Raw genomic sequence first — 20,502 nt, forward strand, 5'->3', positions numbered from 1 at the left:
GGAATGCGAGTTTCCATGTTTTATCTCCTTGAATATGCTGGAGATACAATGCCTTTTTGCTAATTATGTTCCAAAAGTGAATAGATATGCGCCAAAAAGGACAGAAAACATCGAAAACAAGACGGTGATCATTGCTTAAAATTCTTCTTATATGACTCCAGTTTAGAACTGATAATACCAGTTTATCGAGAATTTTAGTTGATGGGGGGGTAAACGGTCTATGGGGGTATGGCTCTCTTTTCCCGTTCTGTACTGCAATGTTTAAAAGATTGAATGTCGTTGTGAAGTTTAATCTTTCCCCCTTAGCTTAAAAGTAAGCTCTCTTAATGCTTTTCTTTCAAGTAATGTCCCAGATACTGCTTGAGGAAAACTTTGTAAACGCTTTTCCATCATTGATTATGTTTGAAGGTAAAAAGTAAAATTCTGGAGTCTTTATTTTATTATTCATTTTTTTGTAAAAACAGCGCGTCTTCTAAAATTTTAGTTTTTTATATTGTACTTATAATTAAAAGAATGCTTCAATTATTCAAAATAAATATCAAAAGTATTCAATTCAAAAAGCTATGAGAGATAAAAGATAAGGAAGAAACATTAGTGTTCTAAGCTGTTTTTCCTTCTCTTATTGTTCTATATCAAAACAATGCTAGAAAAATTTTCTAAGTTCTTTGAGTAAAAACTCCCAAAACCAGAGAGGAAAGTTGAAAAGTTTTGAGACAATGTCCAAAAGTTTCGAGATTCTCTCCAAAGGTTGTTTTTTAGTTTCGCCCGCAGTTTTTTTATACGATGTAAGAGCACTTTGATTTGAGAGATAAATTTGGTTCGATGGACCATCTTGTATTAAGAAAGTGCATTTTGTAAAGGTCATGCGTTCCACCTTTATGACGTAGGGATTATGAACTGTAATCGGTTCATAGGTGCTACAGGTTTTCACTTTTGCATTTGCAGTTGTCATGGATTCTGTTTCAAATGTATTTGTGTAAAGGTTACTTGTGCGTTTTTCGGGTTTACTGTCGATTAAAATACATTCATCCATTATACTTTTTATGGGTGCATTTACTTTGTTTATAAAGTTTTTGAGATGTTTAGAAAATTGAGTTTCTAAGGATAGGATTTTTAGGGATGGGATTTTTATGATTGTATTCATTTTATCAAGTTTTTTTAATACTTTTTTTATTAAAGGCCCGTAAATGTCTTTAATGTTTAAAAAATCACGAACACCAAGTTTACTGATGGCATTATAGGACCACCCTGAAAGACATGCGATCATTTCAATTGATTGCTCGTCACCTTCTTTGCTCTGTATTGCTTTTAAATCTTTAAATTTCGGGCGGCGTAAGGTGATTTCTGTGTATGTCTTTCCTTCCACTTTAATAGGTCCAAGTAATTGGTACGTGGCTCGTTCTGTTATATTCATTAATAGCTTCTCCTTGCTTTCTACATTAGATGCAGAATGATTCGTCAAATTTTTATTATATCATGTTTGTCAATAGCTTAGGCAATAAACTTTGTGCTGGCTATGTAGAATGAAATTCTAACAAAATGGACAAGATGAATTTAGATTTTAGAGCGAGATAGAAGCACAATTTGCTTTATGATATTAGTGGGCTATTAAGTTTATTTGCTCAATTATTTGTGTTGATAAAGACTTCTCCATGAGCCATTATTATATGCTGTATTGTTACAATAATATTTGCGTGGGGAGTTTTGAGGAAAGGGAGTTTGTGGCTTCTTTTTTCTTTGAGCGTTGTAAACCACTTCTGATAAAAGATGTTGTCGGGAAAGTGATGTTGTTATCATGGAGAGGGATAGTGTTTGGGAGCGTTTTTGTTGATGATATCAATGAAAAAAAGCTGATGAAGGTAGGGCAACATGAATACAACAAAATGCGCTATTTCGGATTGGGAAATATATCTCTAAAGGGGAGTTTTGATCTTTTAGCTTCTTTTGCGTATAGTTTTAAAATTGCGATTTGCTATGCTTTAAAATTAATTATAAAGTGAAGCACTAAGTGTTTATTTACGTGTTGAGTGTGTGCGTGCGGATCATACACTGGATTTATGTATCAACAAGCTGAATTATTCTCGAATAAAGTAAAAGAATAAAGAAAATTGATTATTTTATTCCCTGTGGATAAAGTTAAAATAGCTTTATATTTATAAATATAAATTATTATTTTTCTATAAACGTAAAATTTAAATATTTTTAAATTTAAGAAATGTGACTTTCCTGATGAAACATAAATATACATTACCATTCATTATACTTATCGTATGTTTATCGACGGGAGGATTGATTTCTACCGATATTTTTTTACCGGCACTGGGCGATATGCGTCAATATTATCAAGTGACACAATCTCAAATTCAAAGTGCAGTGGCGGTTTTTTTGTTGGCATTGGCACTTGGACAGCTCATTTATGGGCCGCTGAGTGATAATTTTGGGCGTAAAAAAACACTTCTATTGGGCTTATTCTTGTGGTTATTTACGACACTTGGTGTGATTTATACGGTTCATATTCACGCTTTTCTTGTGTTACGTTTTTTGCAAGGTCTTGGTGCTTGTGCGGGACTTGTCTTAAGTCGTGCAATTATCAATGATTTGTTGGATAAAAAAGCGGCTGGAAAACTTTATTTGATTGTTTTCCCTTTTATTGGAATGTCGCCAGCACTTGCACCTTTCATTGGTGGACTTTTGATACAGGCTTTTCATTGGCAGGCAACTTTTATCTTTTTAAGCTTTTTTATATTTTTGACCATTTTGCTATGTTGTTTTGTGCTAAGCGAAACTCTCCCCCCTCAAAAACGGCAGCATTTTTCTCCTGTAGGATTGATGAAGGCATATTTAGGCGTTTTCAGAAACAAACAATTTATTTTTTATGCACTTATTCCGTGTTTTTCTTACGCTGCCTATTTTGCTTATATTGTGGAGTCGCCTTTTTTACTCACGACTTTGGGGTTATCGCCGATACACATTAGTTATAGCTATATTGGTGTCTCGTTTCCCTATATTTTGGGAAATCTTTTGGCGCGATGGTTTTTTGAACGCGAGTCTATGGAAAAAACTGTGGGGAGAGGGTACATTATTTTCGTGATAGGTGGTGTGCTGTTTGCTTTGCAAATGTATCTAAGCCCATGGCCCCTTGTGACAAGTTTTATGGCTATTGCTGTTCTTACTTTTGGCAATGGTTTTTTATTGCCGTTAGGAACAGCGTTGGCTATTTCATCGCATCCGAAAGCTGCGGGAGCGGCTTCTGGTGTTATGGGATCTTTGCAATTAGGAAGTGCGGCACTCAGTGCAGCGGTTATCGGAAAAATCTCTGGTCATAGCCCACGGGCTATGGCAACTTTGTTAGCTGTGTGTTGTATGATTGGTTTTATCATTTATATTCAAAAAGCGCGTCATTTTATGACTTCAGAAATAAGCTGAGTAAATGATAAAAAGAAAGCATTATGCGGAAATGCTTTTGATGTTTTACACAAATGGGGCACCTGTACATTAGATGATTTTTTTTTATTAAGTTGCTGGATTGAGTGGATTTAAAATTTGTTACAAGCTTAGTTTGAGTTTAACAAATCGATTATTATGGGGGGAGAATATGAGCCTAGAGTTTCAACATATTTTCATTATATTGGGTGGGAAAATTTCTGGCTCTAATGCATGTTTAAAAATAAGGGGAGGAATTGATCAATGAGCCTTCCTATTATTATTCTTTCTCCTGTAATGCCAATTTGGGATGGTGGTGTTTTTTGTTCTCCATTGACAAAGCTATGTTCAACAAAAGGATTCCCTGTCACTCTGCTGGATACGCTTTCTCTTTTTCCTAAGAGTTCTCATGTTCTCAATTATTCTGCTGTAGACATTTTATCTTTTATGGCAGAAAAACTTAAAAGCTATTTTAAAGAGCCCGCAGTGCTTGTGGGATTTTCTATGGCTGGAACATTGGTACAAATATTGGCAGCCCAGCTTCCCAATGTTCAAGCTGTGCTTGCTGTGAATGCGCCTGGCTATCCAGATAAGGTTTTGCAACGGCGCCTTGGAGATATTCTTGCCTCCTTAGAAAATAATGATTTATCGGGGGCTTTGGAAATACTCAATGGTTTTATGCATCCTTCTGGCGTTATGAAAAAAAGAGTTTTATTGGAGATTCCCGATAAACAAAAAAGCTTGGCAATTGAACGCATGACAAGAGGCTTTAAACTCTTATTAGAAATAGATGCTAGAGATGAGATAGTTAAGTATAAGGGGAAGTTTTTAGCTTTAGTGGGAGAAAAGTCGCAACTTGCAACGGTAAATAATCAGACGAAAAGTCATAATCTGAACCATGAATATAAGATTATCTCTGGTGCTGGTACGCGTTTGTGGGAGGATAATCCTACTATGACGGATGCAGTTATTGATGAGTGGCTGGAGGGATTATGAAAAAGAAAGTTCTTGTATTACCTGGTGATGGGATAGGACCAGAGGTTTGTGATGCTGCGTTGATGGTTTTAGAGCAATTCCAATTGCCGATTGAATTGACTTATGGTGATATTGGTTTTGAATGTTGGAAACAGGAAGGAGCTTCTGTTCCTCAAGCGACTTGGCAAAAAATTACTCAGAGTGATGCTATTTTACTTGGTACTGTGACCAGTAAAGGAAAAGAAGCGGCTTTAAAAGAACTTGCTCCGCATTTAAAAGAGAAAAACCTTGCCTATGTTTCTCCCGCACTTCAAATTCGCCAAAAGTTAGGTTTGTTTGCGAATATACGTCCTGTAAGATACATCTTTGGTCCGAGAAAACCTTTTCATTTTTGTGTTATCAGAGAAAATAGTGAAGGCCTTTATGCTGGATTGGATTTTCGGGGTATTTCTCCTGAAACAGCCGTTTGGCTAAAACATCCAAATTTGACAAAATATGGGCTTGAGGAAGCTGCGTGGACAGTCCGTTTGCAGACACGCTTTGGTTTAGAGCGGTTATTTGAATACGCTTTTTCTTATGCAAGGAAATATAGCTTTAGGCGAGTTACTTTTGCTGATAAGCCCAATGTTATGCGAGAAAGTGGTCAGTTTGCTCAGGAAATTTTTGAGAAAATTGCGCAAAACTATCCGGAAATTGAAGCAGATATTCATAATGTTGATGCGGTTGCTTTGTGGATTGCAACCAAGCCAGAGCGGTTTGGTGTGATTGTTGCTGAAAACATGTTTGGCAATATTCTCTCTGATCTTGGCTCTGGGATAATGGGGGGATTGGGGCTTGCACCTCATGCGAATGTGGGGAGCGAGATTGCTTATTTTGAACCTGTTCATGGAAGCGCACCACGTATTGTTGGACAAAATAAAGCCAATCCTTCTGCGATGCTTTATACCACGGCTTTACTCTTAGAGCATTTAGGCTTTAAAGATGCAGCAAAACAATTATCTGAGAGTGTTGATCAGGTTATTCGTGCTGGAAAAACCGTTACCTATGATCTTGGAGGTGTCGCCTCTACCCGTCAAATGGCTGAAGCTGTTCGCAATTCTCTTGTGAATCCTATCTTTGTTCATCGTGCGGCGATCATTACCGTTGGTGATGAACTCCTTTCAGGACAATATTTGAATACGAATTTACAAGATTTAAGCCAAAGCTTGAACAAGAGAAATATTCAAGTCACACGTCATTTTGTTTGTGCTGATCAATTACAGCAAATCAGTGAGACTGTTGTTTCTTGTCTTGGACAAGAAGATCTTATCATTATCAGTGGGGGATTGGGACCAACATCAGATGATAAAACACGCGATGGAGTTGCTCAAGCTGTAAAGCAGCCTTTACTACATCATGAAGATGTTTGGCAAACAATAAAAGGTCAATTACAACGATTAGGGATTTTGGTGGATAAGAGTAATGCACGTCAAGCATTGTTTCCTGAGACAGCAACTGTGCTTGATAATCCTACAGGTACAGCACCAGGGTTTTATCTCTCTTGCGATGGAAGTACGCTTGTTGTTTTGCCTGGTCCACCATCACAGGCTCTTGCGCTTTTAGAGAATTATTTAGAACACAATGAGAAGAAATATTCTTCTGTATCGCGTGCAGAGTATGCATGGACTTTGATTGGAATTGATGAAAGTACTATTGCGCAGTGGGTTGATGATCATCTTGAAAATGAACCCTTTGAACGGCATTTTTTATGGAAAAGCCCCTATGTTTTGGTGCAACTGGTTGCTCAATCAGAAGCGCTCTTGGAACAACATTTCGTGGAAGCATTTGAAAATCATTTTCACCCCTATTTAGTTGGGGCAGAAGTTACTACTGCTTGTAAACAATTAGCGATGCATGCAGAGGTTCATTGGTCTGCCAATGATCCGCTGCTTTTAAAATATTTTCAGCCCATAGAAAAAGGTAAACAAGATATTCCACTGCTTGAGGTTGAAGTGAGCCTAGAGCCTTCTTTGGAGACATTAGAAAATCAAGCAGAAAGCCTTGGACATGCTACCATAACTATACGGATGAAAGGTTATGGTGATGATCGTATAACTTTTCCCTATACGCGACCACTTTTAGGTGTCGTCTTACAAGAATATGCAGCTTGGGCTGTCTTAAAAAGATATTTGAAAACGGAGAAGAAAAAATGAAACTCTATGGGGATGTAACAATATTGCTTAAATTATTAAACGTTCTATTATAGGAAGTATTTTGATCCTTTTCTTCAGTGGTTTTTGTCTATAGGGTAATTTTTCTTTTGATGTGTCATTAAATGACTTTGATTGCTTCAAGATTAAGAAAAACTTTACGATATTAGGCTCGCTATATTCAATATTTATAATGATTAATTATGATTATAAATCAAGATGTTATCTTTCATGGAGCCTATGACAAGGAATCCAGAGACGTCATGTACCGCAAGCGTTGTAGATAATTGAGATTCTTCTGAAAATCAAAAAGCGATGGTGTGAAAAGACAAGAAGTCGTGTCATTTACAGGAAAGCTTTGCAAATTTTATTGAACAATATGTCCGTGAAGAGTTTATTGCGAACATGTGCCGTTCTGTTATCTGATAATAAATTGCTGTAAAGAGCTCATAAAATTTTTCCTTTAATTTTTTGTGTGATTGCATGATCGTTGGGTGTTCACTTCCGAGGGGCGATATTTTTCAATTTGATAACAGGAAGAACTATTTTTTCTGTAAGACGTGAAGATTTAAGGAGTGATCATTTTACGCTTTTGTTTTCTTTTTGATTGGTAATTTGTAGGAATTTTTTTGGGGAAAATATTTAATGTGGTTAAAAACATTTTATGCGTGTGTGGGAGAAAAATAAAAATGTGGTCTTAATTGTTGATAAGAGTGTCAATATTTTTGATGAACAAATTTTAGTCGTAATTCTTAGTATCTAGATGGGAAGTTTATTGCATTTTTTAACAGTTCGTATTCTATCTGTTGTGATGCGCAGTGGTTTTTTAAGCAAAAAAGAAAGGGCTTTTATGTATCAGATTGATTACAACAGTTATCGTTCTGTCAAAAGTTTTAGTCGTCGCGTTCATTTTCTCGTTATGCATTATACGGCTATTGATTTTAAAGCCTCGATTATGGCGCTTACAGGAGAAAAGGTTAGTGCACACTATCTTGTTCCTGATCCTTCAGAGCAGACATATCGTGAGGCAGGCTTTAAGGATATGCGTATTTTTAATCTGGTTGATGAAAATGAGCGTGCATGGCATGCGGGTGTGAGTTCATGGGCTGGGCATAGTCATCTCAATGATGCATCTATCGGGATTGAAATCGTTAATTTAGCGACTTATCATGATGGGACGGGTATGTTTCCTCCTTATAATCCAATACAAATTGATGCTGTTAAGGAACTTGCCTTGAATATTTTTCAACGGTATCCTGATATTATGCCAACAGATGTTGTGGGACATAGTGATATTGCCATTGGAAGAAAAAGTGATCCAGGAGCAGCTTTTCCATGGAGAGAACTTTATAGCGCAGGTATAGGAGCATGGTATGATGATGAACTAAAAAGTCATTATCAAGAGCAATTCTCTAAGAATTTGCCACCCAAAGAAGATGTTTTGGCGAAGCTAAAATGTTATGGATATGACATTTCTGCTGCGTGTACCCAAACAGGATACAAAGATTTGATCCGAGCATTTCAACTTCATTTTCGTCAAGAAAATTATGATGGGATTCTAGATGTTGAAACAGCAGCAATTCTTTATGCATTGGTTGATAAGTATTTTCCGTGAATTCAATGCGTTTTAATTGAAAATATGGCTTATGATTACGTGTAAGCCTTTTTATTATCAGGAAAGGCTGCTTTTTGCCAATTGGCTTTATGTAAAAAGGGCATTAATCGTGTAAAAAATCCCCTGTACGGTATAAGGCGTTTTATGGAAACATAACTCTGAAAGCTCTATGATTTGCAGAGATTAAATTTTACTGTTTCTTTTCTTCCTTTAAAAACGCGTAAAGTCAAGATGTTGCGTATATCATGGCATGTTCCTTACGCAGGGTAAAACGCTTCAAATAAAATGGATTTGTATTGTATATTTCCATGCTTGTTTTAAAGAAATGTCTTTTAGTGTGTATCACAACATATATTTTACAGCGACGTTCATAGAGAATATAATCTAAAATCCTCTATGAAGTGTATCCTCATTTTTATGCTTAATAAAAGTGCCTAGCATTATCGTACATTTTGTCAGATCTCAATGTTACGACAACCCTTGAAATTTAAAACGATTCATAAAAGGGTTTTCTTTACTCGTTTTTATTCACACGGCTCTCTCCGCTTGTCGTGTACAAGTGACAGGTTTTGGTTGATTGAAACATGAAAAATAAAAAATTATGATTATAAATCAAAGTGATGCAGATTCAAGAAAAATAGGGGCATTTACAGATTGCTACTGATAGGGGGCTATTCTTTAGAAGGGGAAGAGGTCAATTCATTTTTTGAAGATATATCTCTTTTCTCTTTTATTGCTTTAGGGAATATTTGCATCGTTTTGACAGCATGTTTCTTGATGATTAAGTTTTTTAATGAAGCCGTGTTATAAAACGTTGCGTTTTAGAGTGTTGATAGAAGACACATTCAGGCATATCAAAAACACAATGATGTCTTGTTTTTTCAATAGTTTATCTGTTCAGTGTAGAATTTATTTGAGAAGATCATGACCTAAATTAACAAAGGTTAGAAGTAAATTACCAAGAAAGACCAATTTGGTCATAAAGCAAAGGGGTTATTCATGCTTTAAAGGGCAAGGAAGAGATTGTGTTTGAAGTGATGTGTAAACGCCCGTGTGAGGTGCTCTTATCAAGCATATCAGGTTAATCTTCTAAGAGTAGTTTTATGAAACTAAGGCGGTTTTTTTTCGAGAGACAAGACAATACGTATCAGGAAAAGATATTCATGATATTTGATTTCAAAAATAAAAACTGGCAAACCATGTTGCCAGTTTTTAAAAGCTGTAGCTTAAATAGGATTAGAATGAACGCTGTAAACGGATCATACCTTGAAAAGCACTTTTCTTATTGAATAAATGTTTTTCATCATTATTTTTATCCGTCACAACGCGATCATCGTTCCAAGAAACATAGGTTAATTCAGGTGTAATCACAAATCCTGGAACCAGCGTGTATGTAATATTTACAGAAGTTGCAAAGGTTTTTACAGCACTATAAGAAACTTGAGCATTCAAATTTGCTTTTGGAGTAAGCTTGTAAGTGGCACCCGCCCAAGCAGCCCATTTACCACCCCAGTTTGCATAAATCGTTGTGCTTTTTCGTGATAACTCATCATTTGCATTTACTGTGTAGTAATCAAGTCCATTTTTATAGCCAGCCATTACCCATAGATTGAAACGATCGTTGACATTGAAATCTGCACGTACTTTTCCAGCCCACTTTTTGTAGTAAGTATCATATGCTGCAACTGCTGAAAAACCACCCCATTTTTGCATGAACTTTATACCCAAAACCACATTCGGGGTGTAATTTTTAATGGCTTTACTTGGAAGAGTGCCCTCAGTGATAGAAACAAGCTTATCATCTTTATCAATGTAGTATCCTGTTATTCCTGGAAGAGAATCTGCATTATTGCCTAATTCAGCGCCGATAATAGCAGAAAAGCCGGAGTCACCACTAAAGGTGTAGGAAATAAAATTAGTGCGTGTTGTGCCGGCAGGCGCTATGCTGTCATCATTGAGAACATTTCCATAACCACCAGTCCAGCTGTTGAAAATTGTGTCATCAAGACCTACGCGAAAACCACCCAGTTCAATGTAAGCCGCGGCAAGCTTTGCAGCAGCGTTGTCTCTACCATCACCCCAGTTTGAATAAATTCTTGCATATGAACGAAGTGTTCCCATTTCTGTTTCAGAAGCTGCTTGAAAAACAAGGGTGAGCCGTGATGATGCGCCATAGGTTTTTCTTTTGTCTCTTAGTTCAGTTTCGGTTGTTGCATCGATATTATCACCGCCTATAAAATCAGTACGAACATTTCCTGATAAACGCATGCAGGTTTCTGTTCCAGGGATATAAAAATATCCTTTTCCGTAGGCATCACAAACGCGAATATATTCTACAGGCTCAGGTTCGGCGATAACTGTTGAAGCAGCATGTGCTCCAGAAATTGCTAAAAAAGCTGCTGTAGAGCTTAAAAAGAGGGATTTAATATTCATATGGGATCTCCGAGGTCCGGTTAAATTTCTTCTAAAGAGTACCATTTGCCTAACGCATTAAGGACAAAGACATAAGTAAAATACGCAGCACTTGTTATCTTAGCTATAACTAATCTTTTTAGAGTTTCAAATATGAAATTACCTTTTTGTAATATATACATGTACTATTCGAAATGCTGTGGTAAAAAAGACACAATTTTTGTTTTATTAACTTTTGCTCCTTATGGGATCAATAAAGGAAAAAAATTTCAGATATTTGGGAAAAAAATCGAAAATGTCTTGAACTTTCTGTTGATACCATTTATGCCTCTCTGTTGGAGAGGTGGCCGAGTGGTCGAAGGCGCTCCCCTGCTAAGGGAGTAGGGCTCAAAAGGCTCTCGAGAGTTCGAATCTCTTCCTCTCCGCCATCTATTGTTATAAAAGCAGTTGACTGTGTATCGGAATTCTGTTTATCCCGTTGGGATTATGCCTCTCATATAAAAAGCATGTTCTAAACACAAATATACTTGTATTGCCGATTTATGCGCTTGTTTTAAAGAGATATCTTTGCAATGTGTATAAGCCCATTTTGCGACGCTGCCTCGTAAATGGTATAAAACACAAAAGTTTCTGTGAGACATATAAAGCCTTATAAAGCCACATCATTTGTATACTTATGAAGATGCAAAGAGGCATATTATATATCTGCTTATATATCTGCCTTCCTGTTGTTATAGATTTTGACTATGAGAGTTCATAAAAGGCATTTTTCCTTTCTAAATCGTTTTTATTTATACGGCTTTCTTTGCTTATGATGTGCAAGCAAATGATTTTGATTGTTTCAACCATAAAGCAGATTTGAAAAGAAAGAATCTTACAATATTCGCGTTTGGTATATTATCATTATAAATCAACGTGTTGCTTTATATTTGCATTGTGTATTGAAAGTTGGATGTGGCAATGCTCTCAAAAAAGTTATAGATTTCTTTTAGAAGAAAACATTGTGGGTGAAATGTTATGGTTTTCCTCTCATAGAGACTTTTGAGAGTGTTTCATCCATCTCATGACAACCAAACCACACATGAAAAAAGTAATGGTCGGTAATATTAGGTAGTAAGATGGAGAAACTTTTGCAGGAAGAAAAGAAATAATACTCAATACTGTAATTGAAAATATTCTTCCGCTAAAAGAGACAGCACCAACAACACCGGAAATATGCTGCGTTTGTTTTTGGTTAAGTTCTGAGAAAAATAAGCTTTTTGCACCGATCGGTACAGTGCAAATAAATCCATGGATTAAAGAGAAGGCGATGACTGATGCAGCCGTTTGATGGCTATGAACTGAAAAATAGAGCGCTATGCACATCAGCGCAGAAAAGAAGGAAAAATATTTTATAGAATTCTTATATTTTTTATCAAGAACATGATACTTAGACATCAGCAAATTTGAAAAATATTGTGCTGAAAAGGCTCCAATATGGCAGCACATCAAGACGAGCATTTGCGAACCGTTGAGGTGATGAATTTTTCCCCCTAAAAGTATTATTGGTTGCCAGAAATGATAAATAATCTGAATACCAGCGCTAAAAAGGCACATGAGGAAAATAAACCATGCTCCTCCTACTGTATTTTGAAATATCCAGAGCGTTTCCTTGGCATTGTGCAAGATTGTTTTTGTTTTGGACGTTTCAATTGTCGTTTTCTTTTCTTCAGGAACAATAAGGAATATCAAAAAAATAAATCCCATCATGAGGCATGAGATGATATATCCCATAAAATATCGTCCAGAGTAATAGATCGTTCCAATTCCTACAATCCCACTGAGAATACTTCCAAAAGAGTTAACCTGGTGGTAGAGATGAGCATAATGCGAAAAGTGATCCTGTTTATCGCCTAGAGAATGGTAAATCCATCCGTCAATGGCGCTGACAATGATGCAAATGCCTGCTGCATAGAGAATTTGCGCAATAATAAGTGCTGTCATATTGGGAGCTTGAAGGCATAGAAGATAAAATACTCCTGTCATAAAGACCCCAGCCATAACGGAATATTTACGCCGATATCTGTCAGATAAAACAGCGCAGGGAAAATCAAGCAGCAGAATGGTGGTGGAAAAGACAACCTGAAGCAGAGCTAATTGCGCCAGACTAACTCCCATGGACATTAAAAAAATAGCATGGTAAACGCCGATCAGCATGCGTACAGCATTATAGGATCCATAGGTGAGAGCAAGGGTGCGTGGTCTGTTCATTGTGTTGTTCCATAGATTGTACAATAAGAATTCTCATTGAAAAGAATATTTTTCTGTGAAAAGGTAGCGGTTTCATATCCCCATTCAGGGATTAGTGGAAAGAAGGCTTCCATAACCATCCCAAAATTTAAAAGGTCCCTTAGTCCATATGGGACTTCAAAGCGTATTAATGAGAGCAAATGATGCAATTTTAAAGTGATTATGAGAAGCAACATAAGCCTCATAAATGAGATTGTCATCTTTGGAGGGGAGTTGCTTGTGGGGCTGTTGCTTCCGTAGTAATCATTTTGTCTAGATCTGTAAAATGACCCTAGGACGGCAAGATCATTGACATAATTAGGACTTATAGAAGTGTGTTTATTTTTTATACACCATTTACTGATCCATTCTCTTTGCTGATCAGCTGAAATAGCACAAATGATCCATAAATCGGTTTTTGGTAATTTTTTGATATCTTTTTTTATAGTCATCAACATTTGTAATCCCCCCCTTTCTTTCTGACTGTTTCTCCGTATCACTTTACGTCTAAAAAAGTTTTTTTCAGAATTCATCTTTACTTTATTTATTAAAAATTTATTAAAAAGATTGTCTCGCAAGGTGCTTTTTAATCACGTCATTACGATTAAGAATTAAATTTCTGATATAAGAGGAAGGGTGCATGATACATTGTGACTAAATACATAAATCCCTCCGTATCCTGAAATGACGATTTCCTTTTGCAAAACAGTATCTTGAATGGAAGCTCGATAACCATTACGTTGATTATGGAAATGATACCCTAAAAGAGTGCTTATGATTGCTTGAAGATATTCTTTAGATATTACAGATAGGACAAGAAAATAGTTTAAAAAAATCAAACGTGGGATAAAAGCTTTCATCTTATGATGGGTAATGGTGAATTTTAAACTTCATCTACTGTTTTTTTGAGCTACTGTGCTGTAAGAAAGATCAAACTCCCCCAATTCATGTCTCTAATTTAGATCATTGATCATAAAACATTATATACTGTCTTTTCAAATTATAACTTTGCTCATTGCTTGTCTTCACTGATTAAATCAACATTTCTCTAAAAATGCCGCTTGAGAAAAATGCATCCTATCAGTTTAATATTCTATGATCTTTTAATTAATTTAAAGAAGATAACATAAAATATACGATAAAAAATGAATAAATTTCAATTTTTATAAAAAAACAAACTTTTTACTGTTGCTGATAAAAAACAAAGCTATATTAAAAGTAGCCTTTATACCCTTCAATACTATTGATTTTTGGTTGTTACCGGATGAAGGTTCCTTTGTTTTGGAAAGAGCAGAGCAGAATTTAAGAGCAGAATGGGCGCGTGCGCAAAAGCTTGTCCTTGATCTCTCTTTAAGTTGGATACTAAGCCGCTTGATGGTTGAGGGTGTTCACCATGTGAACATAACGCAACCTTGTGAGGGTATTTTAGTCATACCTGATGAAGCAGAGCTTTAGGGGATATTGTCTTGTTTGAACGGGGGCGTGCTTATTGATTTCCTCGTTGTTATTGCTGCTTAATTTCAGCCATTATTTTCTGAAAAAGAAGCTTTGTAGGGAGAAGATCATACATGGAGCAGAGTGTAAAACGAAGAAATGCATATAACTGATCCAGTAATGTTGACAATAATCGCTCAATATGTTCCTCTGGTTGTTCAAACAAATGGCTAGATTGGCTTTTATTCTCTGAGATAAGTGTTACTCTCGATGAGATAGAATGCGGATGAGCGAATTATTAGTTAAGGGATTAGAGTAATGGGGGGGAAAAATAATCGTCAAGATTTGAGTTATTTCAAAGTCGCTGTATTCGGTATGATTATTATGATTTTGGGGATGGGGATCGGGCGATTTTTCTATACGCCGGTATTTCCAGTTATGTTGGATGAAGGATTGTTTACCTTTAAGCAACTTTCTTATATAGCTAGCGCTAATTATGGCGGTTATTTAATTGGGAGTATGTTTTTTTCGTTTTGCAGAGTTGGGAATATATCCCGTGCTCCCTACATGCTATTTGGTGCAGCTATAGTGACGAGTGCACTTATTTTTGCCATGGCGTTGACACCAAACTTTTACTTGGTCTTCTTTATCCGCTTTGCTGCCGGTATCGCGAGTGCGGCAATGATGATTTTTGGTTCTATGACGGTTATGCAGCATAGTCACAAGGTGTGGGTTATTGCTTCGCTCTATGCGGGTGTGGGAGTTGGTATTCTACTGGGTAATGAGTATGTTATTATTGGTTTGAGTAAATCACTGAACGCGCAAAGTATTTGGTTTGGAGCTGGTTTAATATCTGTTATATTGTTGCTCGTGTTATTTATTTTATTTCCACGTCGTGTTGATGCATCTCAATTTGCTATTAATGAGTCATTGGCACACGAAAATATCGTTTGGTGGGAACTCGCTCTGATTTATGGGCTTGCTGGGTTTGGTTATATTATTGTCGCGACATATCTTCCTCTGATGGCGAAAACATTTAATTTCCCACTACTCGCTAACCACTTATGGTCGTTTGTCGGAATAGCCATTGTTCCTAGTTGTTTCATTTGGTTATGGGGAGCCCATCGGTGGGGGGTATTACGTTGTTTGATGCTCAATTTGCTTATCCAAGGAGGATGCGTATTACTGACATTATTCAGCCAGTCTCTTGTACTGATCGTTCTCAGTTGTATAGGGTTTGGATTTACTTTTATGGGGACGACTTCTTTAGTTATGCCGTTAGCTAAGCGTTTATATGCGCCGTATGGCATAAATCTGCTAGGCTTGGCTACCTTAACTTACGGTTTTGGCCAAATATTAGGACCTCTCTTGACGAGTTTTTTACAGTTTGGTTCACATGCCATTGCGCTTTCCGTTATCTGTGGTGCTGTAGCGCTTTTTGCTGCTGCTGGAATCTGTCAATATTGTCTTTGTAAAAAGGTCGTTGGCGTTTCATAAACCCGCAATCTTCACTAAAAAGTCGAGAGAATTTATTCCATTCTTTTTGAAACATTTTGTGAAAGTCAAATTATTCTAATAGGGGAGATTACAGAATGCTTCACTCTACAGTCGCTATTTTGGGCGTTGGTCCTCGTGGGATCAGTATTCTCGAACGCTTGCTCACACTTTATTCCCATTATCCATTTTCTGGGAACATTGATATTTTATTGATTGATCCCAATGAGATGGGAACCGGTACCCATAGTGTGCATCAACCGGATCATTTATTGGTTAACACTGTCGCTTGCCAGATTACTTTATTTGGTGATGATACAGTTAAGGGTGTCGGGCCTATTCGGAAGGGACCGAATTTCTATCAATGGGCTATTCAACAAGGTTATCGTAATATTAACGGTGTTTTTTCTCGTACAGAGCATGATGTTGGGAGAGAAATCAAAGAAAATGATTATTTATCACGTCGTTTGTTAGGGGAATACCTGTCTTGGGCTTACCAAGAGCTCACGCAAGATTTACCTTCCGGTATTCGTATTAAGGAGATCCGACAAAAGGTTATCAATCTCCATATCCACCAAGATAATAAAACGGATGTTCTTTTGGAAGATGGCTGTCGTTATAGTGTAGATTTTGTTTATATGACCACGGGTCATGGTAAGAATATATATTCATCGCATGATGAAAGCCTGCAACAGTTTGTCGCTGCTCACCAAATGAAAAATGCGCTTTTGAACTATTATTCGAATCCTTATCCAATTGAAAAGTTGGACTCTATACAATCTCAGTCTCGTGTGCTGGTGCAGGGAATTGGATTAACTAGCTATGATGTCTTGTCGCAATTGACTTACGGTCGCGGTGGGACTTTTACTGAAAATGCTGGACAATTGCGCTACATGCCAAGCGGCAAAGAACCGAAGATAGCTTTATTCTCCCGTCAAACATTGCCTTTTAGTAGTCGCGGGATTAATCAAAAGGGTGGTAGTGGGCAATACATACCATCATTCCTTACTCTCGATGCAATACATCATCTGCGTAAGCAATCCAGCATTGCTAACGGTTCTCCGAAGCTGGATTTCGAAACGCAGCTTTTACCTCTGTTGCTTAAAGAAATGTGTTATGTCTATCGAAGTACGCAGCTGGGGCACTGGCTAGACCCTGAAACCTATGTTGTTACTTCCAAAGACGAGCAGTGTATTCAAGCGTTGCTGTATCCTCATCGAAATAAAATATTCGCCTCTCTGAATGATTATACAAGATTCTTCATGGAGCATTTGAAGGACGATCTTCATTCTTCCGCTGCAGGTAATGTTGATGGCCCAGTGAAAGCTGCTACAGATGTGCTACGAGATGTCCGTGATATCTTACGTTCAGCAATTGATTTTTGCGGGTTAACATCTTCATCTCACAAGTACTTTATTGAATATTTTAATCCAAACTTTAACCGTATTTCTGTCGGCCCACCGATGCAGCGAAACCAAGAGTTGAAGGCTCTGATGGAGGCTGGTATCGTGACTTTGGCTGGCGGACCTTCACCTAAACTTGTTCTCAATGCTAGTACCAGCCGTTTCGAAATTCAGTCTGTTTTTCAAGATGAAAACAGTTCAGTTGATGGAGATGTGCTGATCAAGGCCAAGATTGATAGTTTTTCTCCGTTGCGTGATGAGTCCCCTTTTATCCAGAATTTGGCTGGTCAGGGCATCATTCGACCATTTATCAACCAAGGATATCATCCTGGTGGTATTGATATTGACCGTCGGCAGCATCCTATAGACACTAAAGGGCAAATACAAAATACATTATGGGTGGTCGGTAATCCAGTAGAGGGGCCCAATTTTTATACATATATTTTGCCTAGGCCTTTAGTTAATTCTCGTGCACTGCGGGATGCAGGGCGCTGTGTCACTGACATGTACGAGCAGCTTCTTAATCGCTACTCAGTCAAAGATTCAACAATTAATGTACATTGATGATGTAAAAAGCTTCCTGATACGCATGTCCTCCGTATCCGTTATAATGGCGATGCTGATGCTATTCATTTTTCTTATGTCTATCTCAATAAGAACTTGGTTTCTTATTCCATTGGCTGGAGTGACTGTTTTCGGTTATTTGCTTTTGACGATACCATACTGGTGGTTGAAGGGGAATGCACGCAGTGGTGTGTTCATCCTGTTGGCTTGTGCTTTAGTGCTGATATGGCGTTGGCACTTGCCTGATGTTCGTACTGTGCTTGTGCGTTTTACTGATGTCTTTTGGCTATTACTCGCCATGGGATTGTTGCGCCATGTGATGAATACATGGCGTATTTCAGAATTTCTCTCTGAACGGTTGATGCGCTATGGAAAGGGTTTGCTTACCCTGTCCATCGCGATACTGACTGCGTTTTTAGCTTGGCCGATGAGTTTGGGGGTTATCCCCCTAATGATTGATGCCTTGAAAAAAAGTGTTTTTCCCTCTCGCCATTTGGCCGCTATTGTGATGCGAATGATGAGCATCACGATGGTACTGATGCCGACCAGCATCGGTGCAGCAACAGTTTTCGCTGCTATGCCTAGAACACCAATATTCACATCCGCTGCTTTGGGGATACCACTTTTTCTATTCAGTCTGTTGTTGTTGTGCCTTTCTCCTGTTATACCGCTAGCTAACCCGATTATTTGCGATGAGAGAAGAGCGAATAAAGAAGGAGAGAGAGTAAGAATTTGGATTTTTTTGATATTTTTCTGGCTAATATTTATCGTTGCGTTGACAGTTATTAGGTTGAATGCACTAGAAAGCATTGCATTGACGGCGAGCATTCTATACCTCATTGAGCGTGGGAGTTCACGCAGTATTGATTTTTTGACTCCTTTGGTGGCAGTGATACGCAGTATATCCAGTGAAATTATGTTGTTGCTAGGTTGTAGTCTGCTAATATCTACTTGTGATTTGCTTATTCCTTTGTTGCCGGTGACGTTTAGTCACTCATTGGCATCACTCTCTGTTTGGCAGCGTTATGCCTGTATTCTCTTTGTATTGCCAATTTTCAGTGTAGTAGGAATTCACCCTATGGTGCTATTTAGTTTGGCATTTCCCTTACTAGGGTCATCGATGGCTTATGGGGTTACGGATTATTTGGTTTGGATTTGCTTCTTTATTGCAGCTCAACTCCTTTCTCCTGTATCAATAAATGCTATTTTTGCTTCCAGTAGCCTGCATATTTCACCGGTGGATACGAGCTTTAAAATGCATAGTTATTATGTATTAATATTTAATCTTTTTGCGTTCATTTATTTGAGCTTTTTTATTCAATATTTGTAAATTGTGGAGATCTTATGCCTTACATAAATATTAAAATTACTAATGAAGGGGTTACCTCTGAACAGAAACGGCAACTAATAGAAGGGGCAACTCAATTATTAGTTAATATTCTGAATAAAAATCCGAAAACGACTGTTGTCGTGATTGATGAAGTGGAGACAGACAATTGGGGTATTGGTGGTGTCCCCATTACAGAATTAAGAAAAGCTCAAAATAAAGAATAACTCTGTGTATTTGACAATAATTTAAGGTCAATAGGGTTAATCAATGTAAAAAATCCCGTCCTTTAGCAACATTTGATTAGACCGCCATTGGGGCGGTTGTTACAGCCCCTGATGCTGACAACCAAGTTTTTCCCCTCGACGAGCCCGTGTTGGTCTTCACCCATGAGACAGAGAAAATCCAAAAGCTTGGGGCAAGAGGCACGGCTCTTGATGTGATTAAAGCCGTGTGCGCGCAGGGGATTGAGGCACAAATTATCCTTGTGCGTGTGGAAGAAAAGTCAACCATTGCTGAGACACAAACCGAAATGGTGGGATCAAACGCTCACCTGACCGGTGTGCACGCCTTGGCTCATGCGCGGGGGCATTTGGGGGTGGAGCCTGGGATTTTACTGGCACCGGCTTATAGTGCAGGGCGGATTGACAATGGCAAAAACCCCGTGGCAGATGCACTGGAACAAGTGGCAGAAAAGTTGCAAGCCATTGCCGTGTTTGATACGGGGGGTAAAAATGCGGAAGAAAGCCTTGCCTATCGTGCAGATTTTTCCTCACGCTTTTGTTATTTGATTGACCCCTTTGTACGGGTGGCAAATCGTGAGGGGGGTGTTAGTGTTAAACCCGCAAGTCCTTTTGCAGCAGCCATGTTTATCAAACGTGACAAGCAAAGGGGCGGTGTTTTTTGGTCTCCTTCCAACCAAGATGTGCATGGCATTTTAGGGACAGCACGCCCCATTAGCTATTTTGATGGGGAAATTGATCATGAGGCAAATCGCCTTAACCAAGCCGATATTGCGACCTTTATTCCAGCACGACTTAGTCAAAATGCGCATGGGCAAATGGCTGCCAATGGGCGCATTTTATGGGGAAATCATACCACCTCCAGTGATCCACTTTGGCGCTTTGTCAATGTGGTGCGCACCCGTGCAGCCTTGGAAAAAACCATCATTAACAATTTGCGCCCTTGGGCGAATGATGAAAACCTTACTGGCCAACATGTTATTGCCATTACCCGCTCTTTGACCAGCTTTCTTGATGATATGATTGCACGCGGTGCACTGCTTGGTGGGCGGGTTTGGTTTGATCGTGATTTAAATTCAAACAGCACTTTACAATTGGGAAAATTGCGGGTGGAATTTGATGCAGAAGAAGTGCCACCTTTAGAAGATTTGAGTTT

General features: G+C 38.0%; 14 protein-coding genes, 1 tRNA gene and 1 pseudogene. 12 read left to right on the forward strand and 4 right to left on the reverse strand.

The annotated features are described in order from the left end of the window. Positions 1–643: 643 nt before the first annotated feature. Positions 644–1,414, reverse strand: coding sequence for a phage tail assembly protein (locus tag ACFING_RS07725; RefSeq protein WP_375630343.1), 771 nt, complete (start codon positions 1,412–1,414; stop codon positions 644–646). Positions 1,415–1,721: 307 nt separating this feature from the next. Here ACFING_RS07725 and ACFING_RS07730 point away from each other — a divergent pair, with 307 nt between their 5' ends. The 5 genes from ACFING_RS07730 (at position 1,722) to ACFING_RS07750 (ending at position 8,202) form a co-directional block, all read left to right on the forward strand. Further along, positions 1,722–2,000 carry a hypothetical protein gene (locus tag ACFING_RS07730; RefSeq protein ID WP_375630345.1) on the forward strand — a complete coding sequence of 93 codons (279 nt, stop codon included), beginning with the start codon at positions 1,722–1,724 and terminating at the stop codon, positions 1,998–2,000. Positions 2,001–2,229: 229 nt separating this feature from the next. Continuing rightward, the gene (locus tag ACFING_RS07735) at positions 2,230–3,426 is read left to right on the forward strand and encodes a multidrug effflux MFS transporter (RefSeq protein WP_273791533.1); all 1,197 of its coding nucleotides are present in this window, start codon (positions 2,230–2,232) and stop codon (positions 3,424–3,426) included. Between the two features lie 261 nt (positions 3,427–3,687). Beyond that, positions 3,688–4,419: an alpha/beta fold hydrolase gene (locus ACFING_RS07740; protein ID WP_375630347.1), complete on the forward strand. Its 732-nt coding sequence runs from the start codon at positions 3,688–3,690 to the stop codon at positions 4,417–4,419. After that, the gene (locus ACFING_RS07745; RefSeq protein WP_375630348.1) at positions 4,416–6,590 is read left to right on the forward strand and encodes an isocitrate/isopropylmalate family dehydrogenase; all 2,175 of its coding nucleotides are present in this window, start codon (positions 4,416–4,418) and stop codon (positions 6,588–6,590) included. The genes ACFING_RS07740 and ACFING_RS07745 overlap by 4 nt, the downstream gene beginning before the upstream one ends. An 847-nt stretch (positions 6,591–7,437) precedes the next feature. Continuing rightward, positions 7,438–8,202 (forward strand): N-acetylmuramoyl-L-alanine amidase, encoded by a 765-nt coding sequence (locus ACFING_RS07750; RefSeq protein WP_375612480.1) that lies wholly within the window; start codon positions 7,438–7,440, stop codon positions 8,200–8,202. A 1,236-nt stretch (positions 8,203–9,438) separates the two neighbouring features. Here the strand turns inward: ACFING_RS07750 and ACFING_RS07755 are convergent. Further along, positions 9,439–10,635: a porin gene (locus ACFING_RS07755; protein ID WP_375630349.1), complete on the reverse strand. Its 1,197-nt coding sequence runs from the start codon at positions 10,633–10,635 to the stop codon at positions 9,439–9,441. Positions 10,636–10,951: 316 nt separating this feature from the next. Here ACFING_RS07755 and ACFING_RS07760 point away from each other — a divergent pair. Continuing rightward, a tRNA-Ser gene (locus ACFING_RS07760) sits at positions 10,952–11,042 on the forward strand. 601 nt (positions 11,043–11,643) lie between these two features. On the opposite strand, the gene ACFING_RS07765 is transcribed toward ACFING_RS07760, so the two are convergent. Both ACFING_RS07765 and ACFING_RS07770 read right to left on the reverse strand, forming a co-directional pair. Beyond that, complete coding sequence (locus ACFING_RS07765) at positions 11,644–12,864, reverse strand: MFS transporter (protein ID WP_375630350.1); 1,221 nt, start codon at positions 12,862–12,864, stop codon at positions 11,644–11,646. Continuing rightward, the gene (locus ACFING_RS07770) at positions 12,861–13,334 is read right to left on the reverse strand and encodes a hypothetical protein (protein WP_375630351.1); all 474 of its coding nucleotides are present in this window, start codon (positions 13,332–13,334) and stop codon (positions 12,861–12,863) included. The genes ACFING_RS07765 and ACFING_RS07770 overlap by 4 nt, the downstream gene beginning before the upstream one ends. Before the next feature lie 793 nt (positions 13,335–14,127). Here ACFING_RS07770 and ACFING_RS07775 point away from each other — a divergent pair. The 6 genes and pseudogenes from ACFING_RS07775 to ACFING_RS07800 all read left to right on the forward strand — a co-directional run. Continuing rightward, a pseudogene (locus ACFING_RS07775) lies at positions 14,128–14,375 on the forward strand (baseplate assembly protein); the annotation flags it as partial. Positions 14,376–14,700: 325 nt separating this feature from the next. Further along, entirely contained in the window at positions 14,701–15,813 is a 1,113-nt protein-coding gene (locus ACFING_RS07780; RefSeq protein WP_375610884.1) for a YbfB/YjiJ family MFS transporter, read from the forward strand. 95 nt (positions 15,814–15,908) lie between these two features. After that, positions 15,909–17,777 carry an FAD/NAD(P)-binding protein gene (locus ACFING_RS07785; RefSeq protein WP_375630352.1) on the forward strand — a complete coding sequence of 623 codons (1,869 nt, stop codon included), beginning with the start codon at positions 15,909–15,911 and terminating at the stop codon, positions 17,775–17,777. Between the two features lie 58 nt (positions 17,778–17,835). Beyond that, positions 17,836–19,107, forward strand: a complete 1,272-nt coding sequence (locus tag ACFING_RS07790; protein ID WP_375630354.1) for a hypothetical protein — start codon at positions 17,836–17,838, stop codon at positions 19,105–19,107. Between the two features lie 14 nt (positions 19,108–19,121). Continuing rightward, on the forward strand, positions 19,122–19,331 hold the full coding sequence (locus tag ACFING_RS07795; RefSeq protein ID WP_375607418.1) for a 2-hydroxymuconate tautomerase family protein: 210 nt from the start codon (positions 19,122–19,124) through the stop codon (positions 19,329–19,331). A gap of 86 nt (positions 19,332–19,417) precedes the next feature. After that, on the forward strand, positions 19,418–20,502 hold a 1,085-nt coding region (locus tag ACFING_RS07800; protein ID WP_375630355.1), incomplete at its 3' end, for a phage tail sheath family protein.

This window comes from Bartonella sp. AP150HLJHH, assembly GCF_042196385.1.
Taxonomy (GTDB): domain Bacteria; phylum Pseudomonadota; class Alphaproteobacteria; order Rhizobiales; family Rhizobiaceae; genus Bartonella.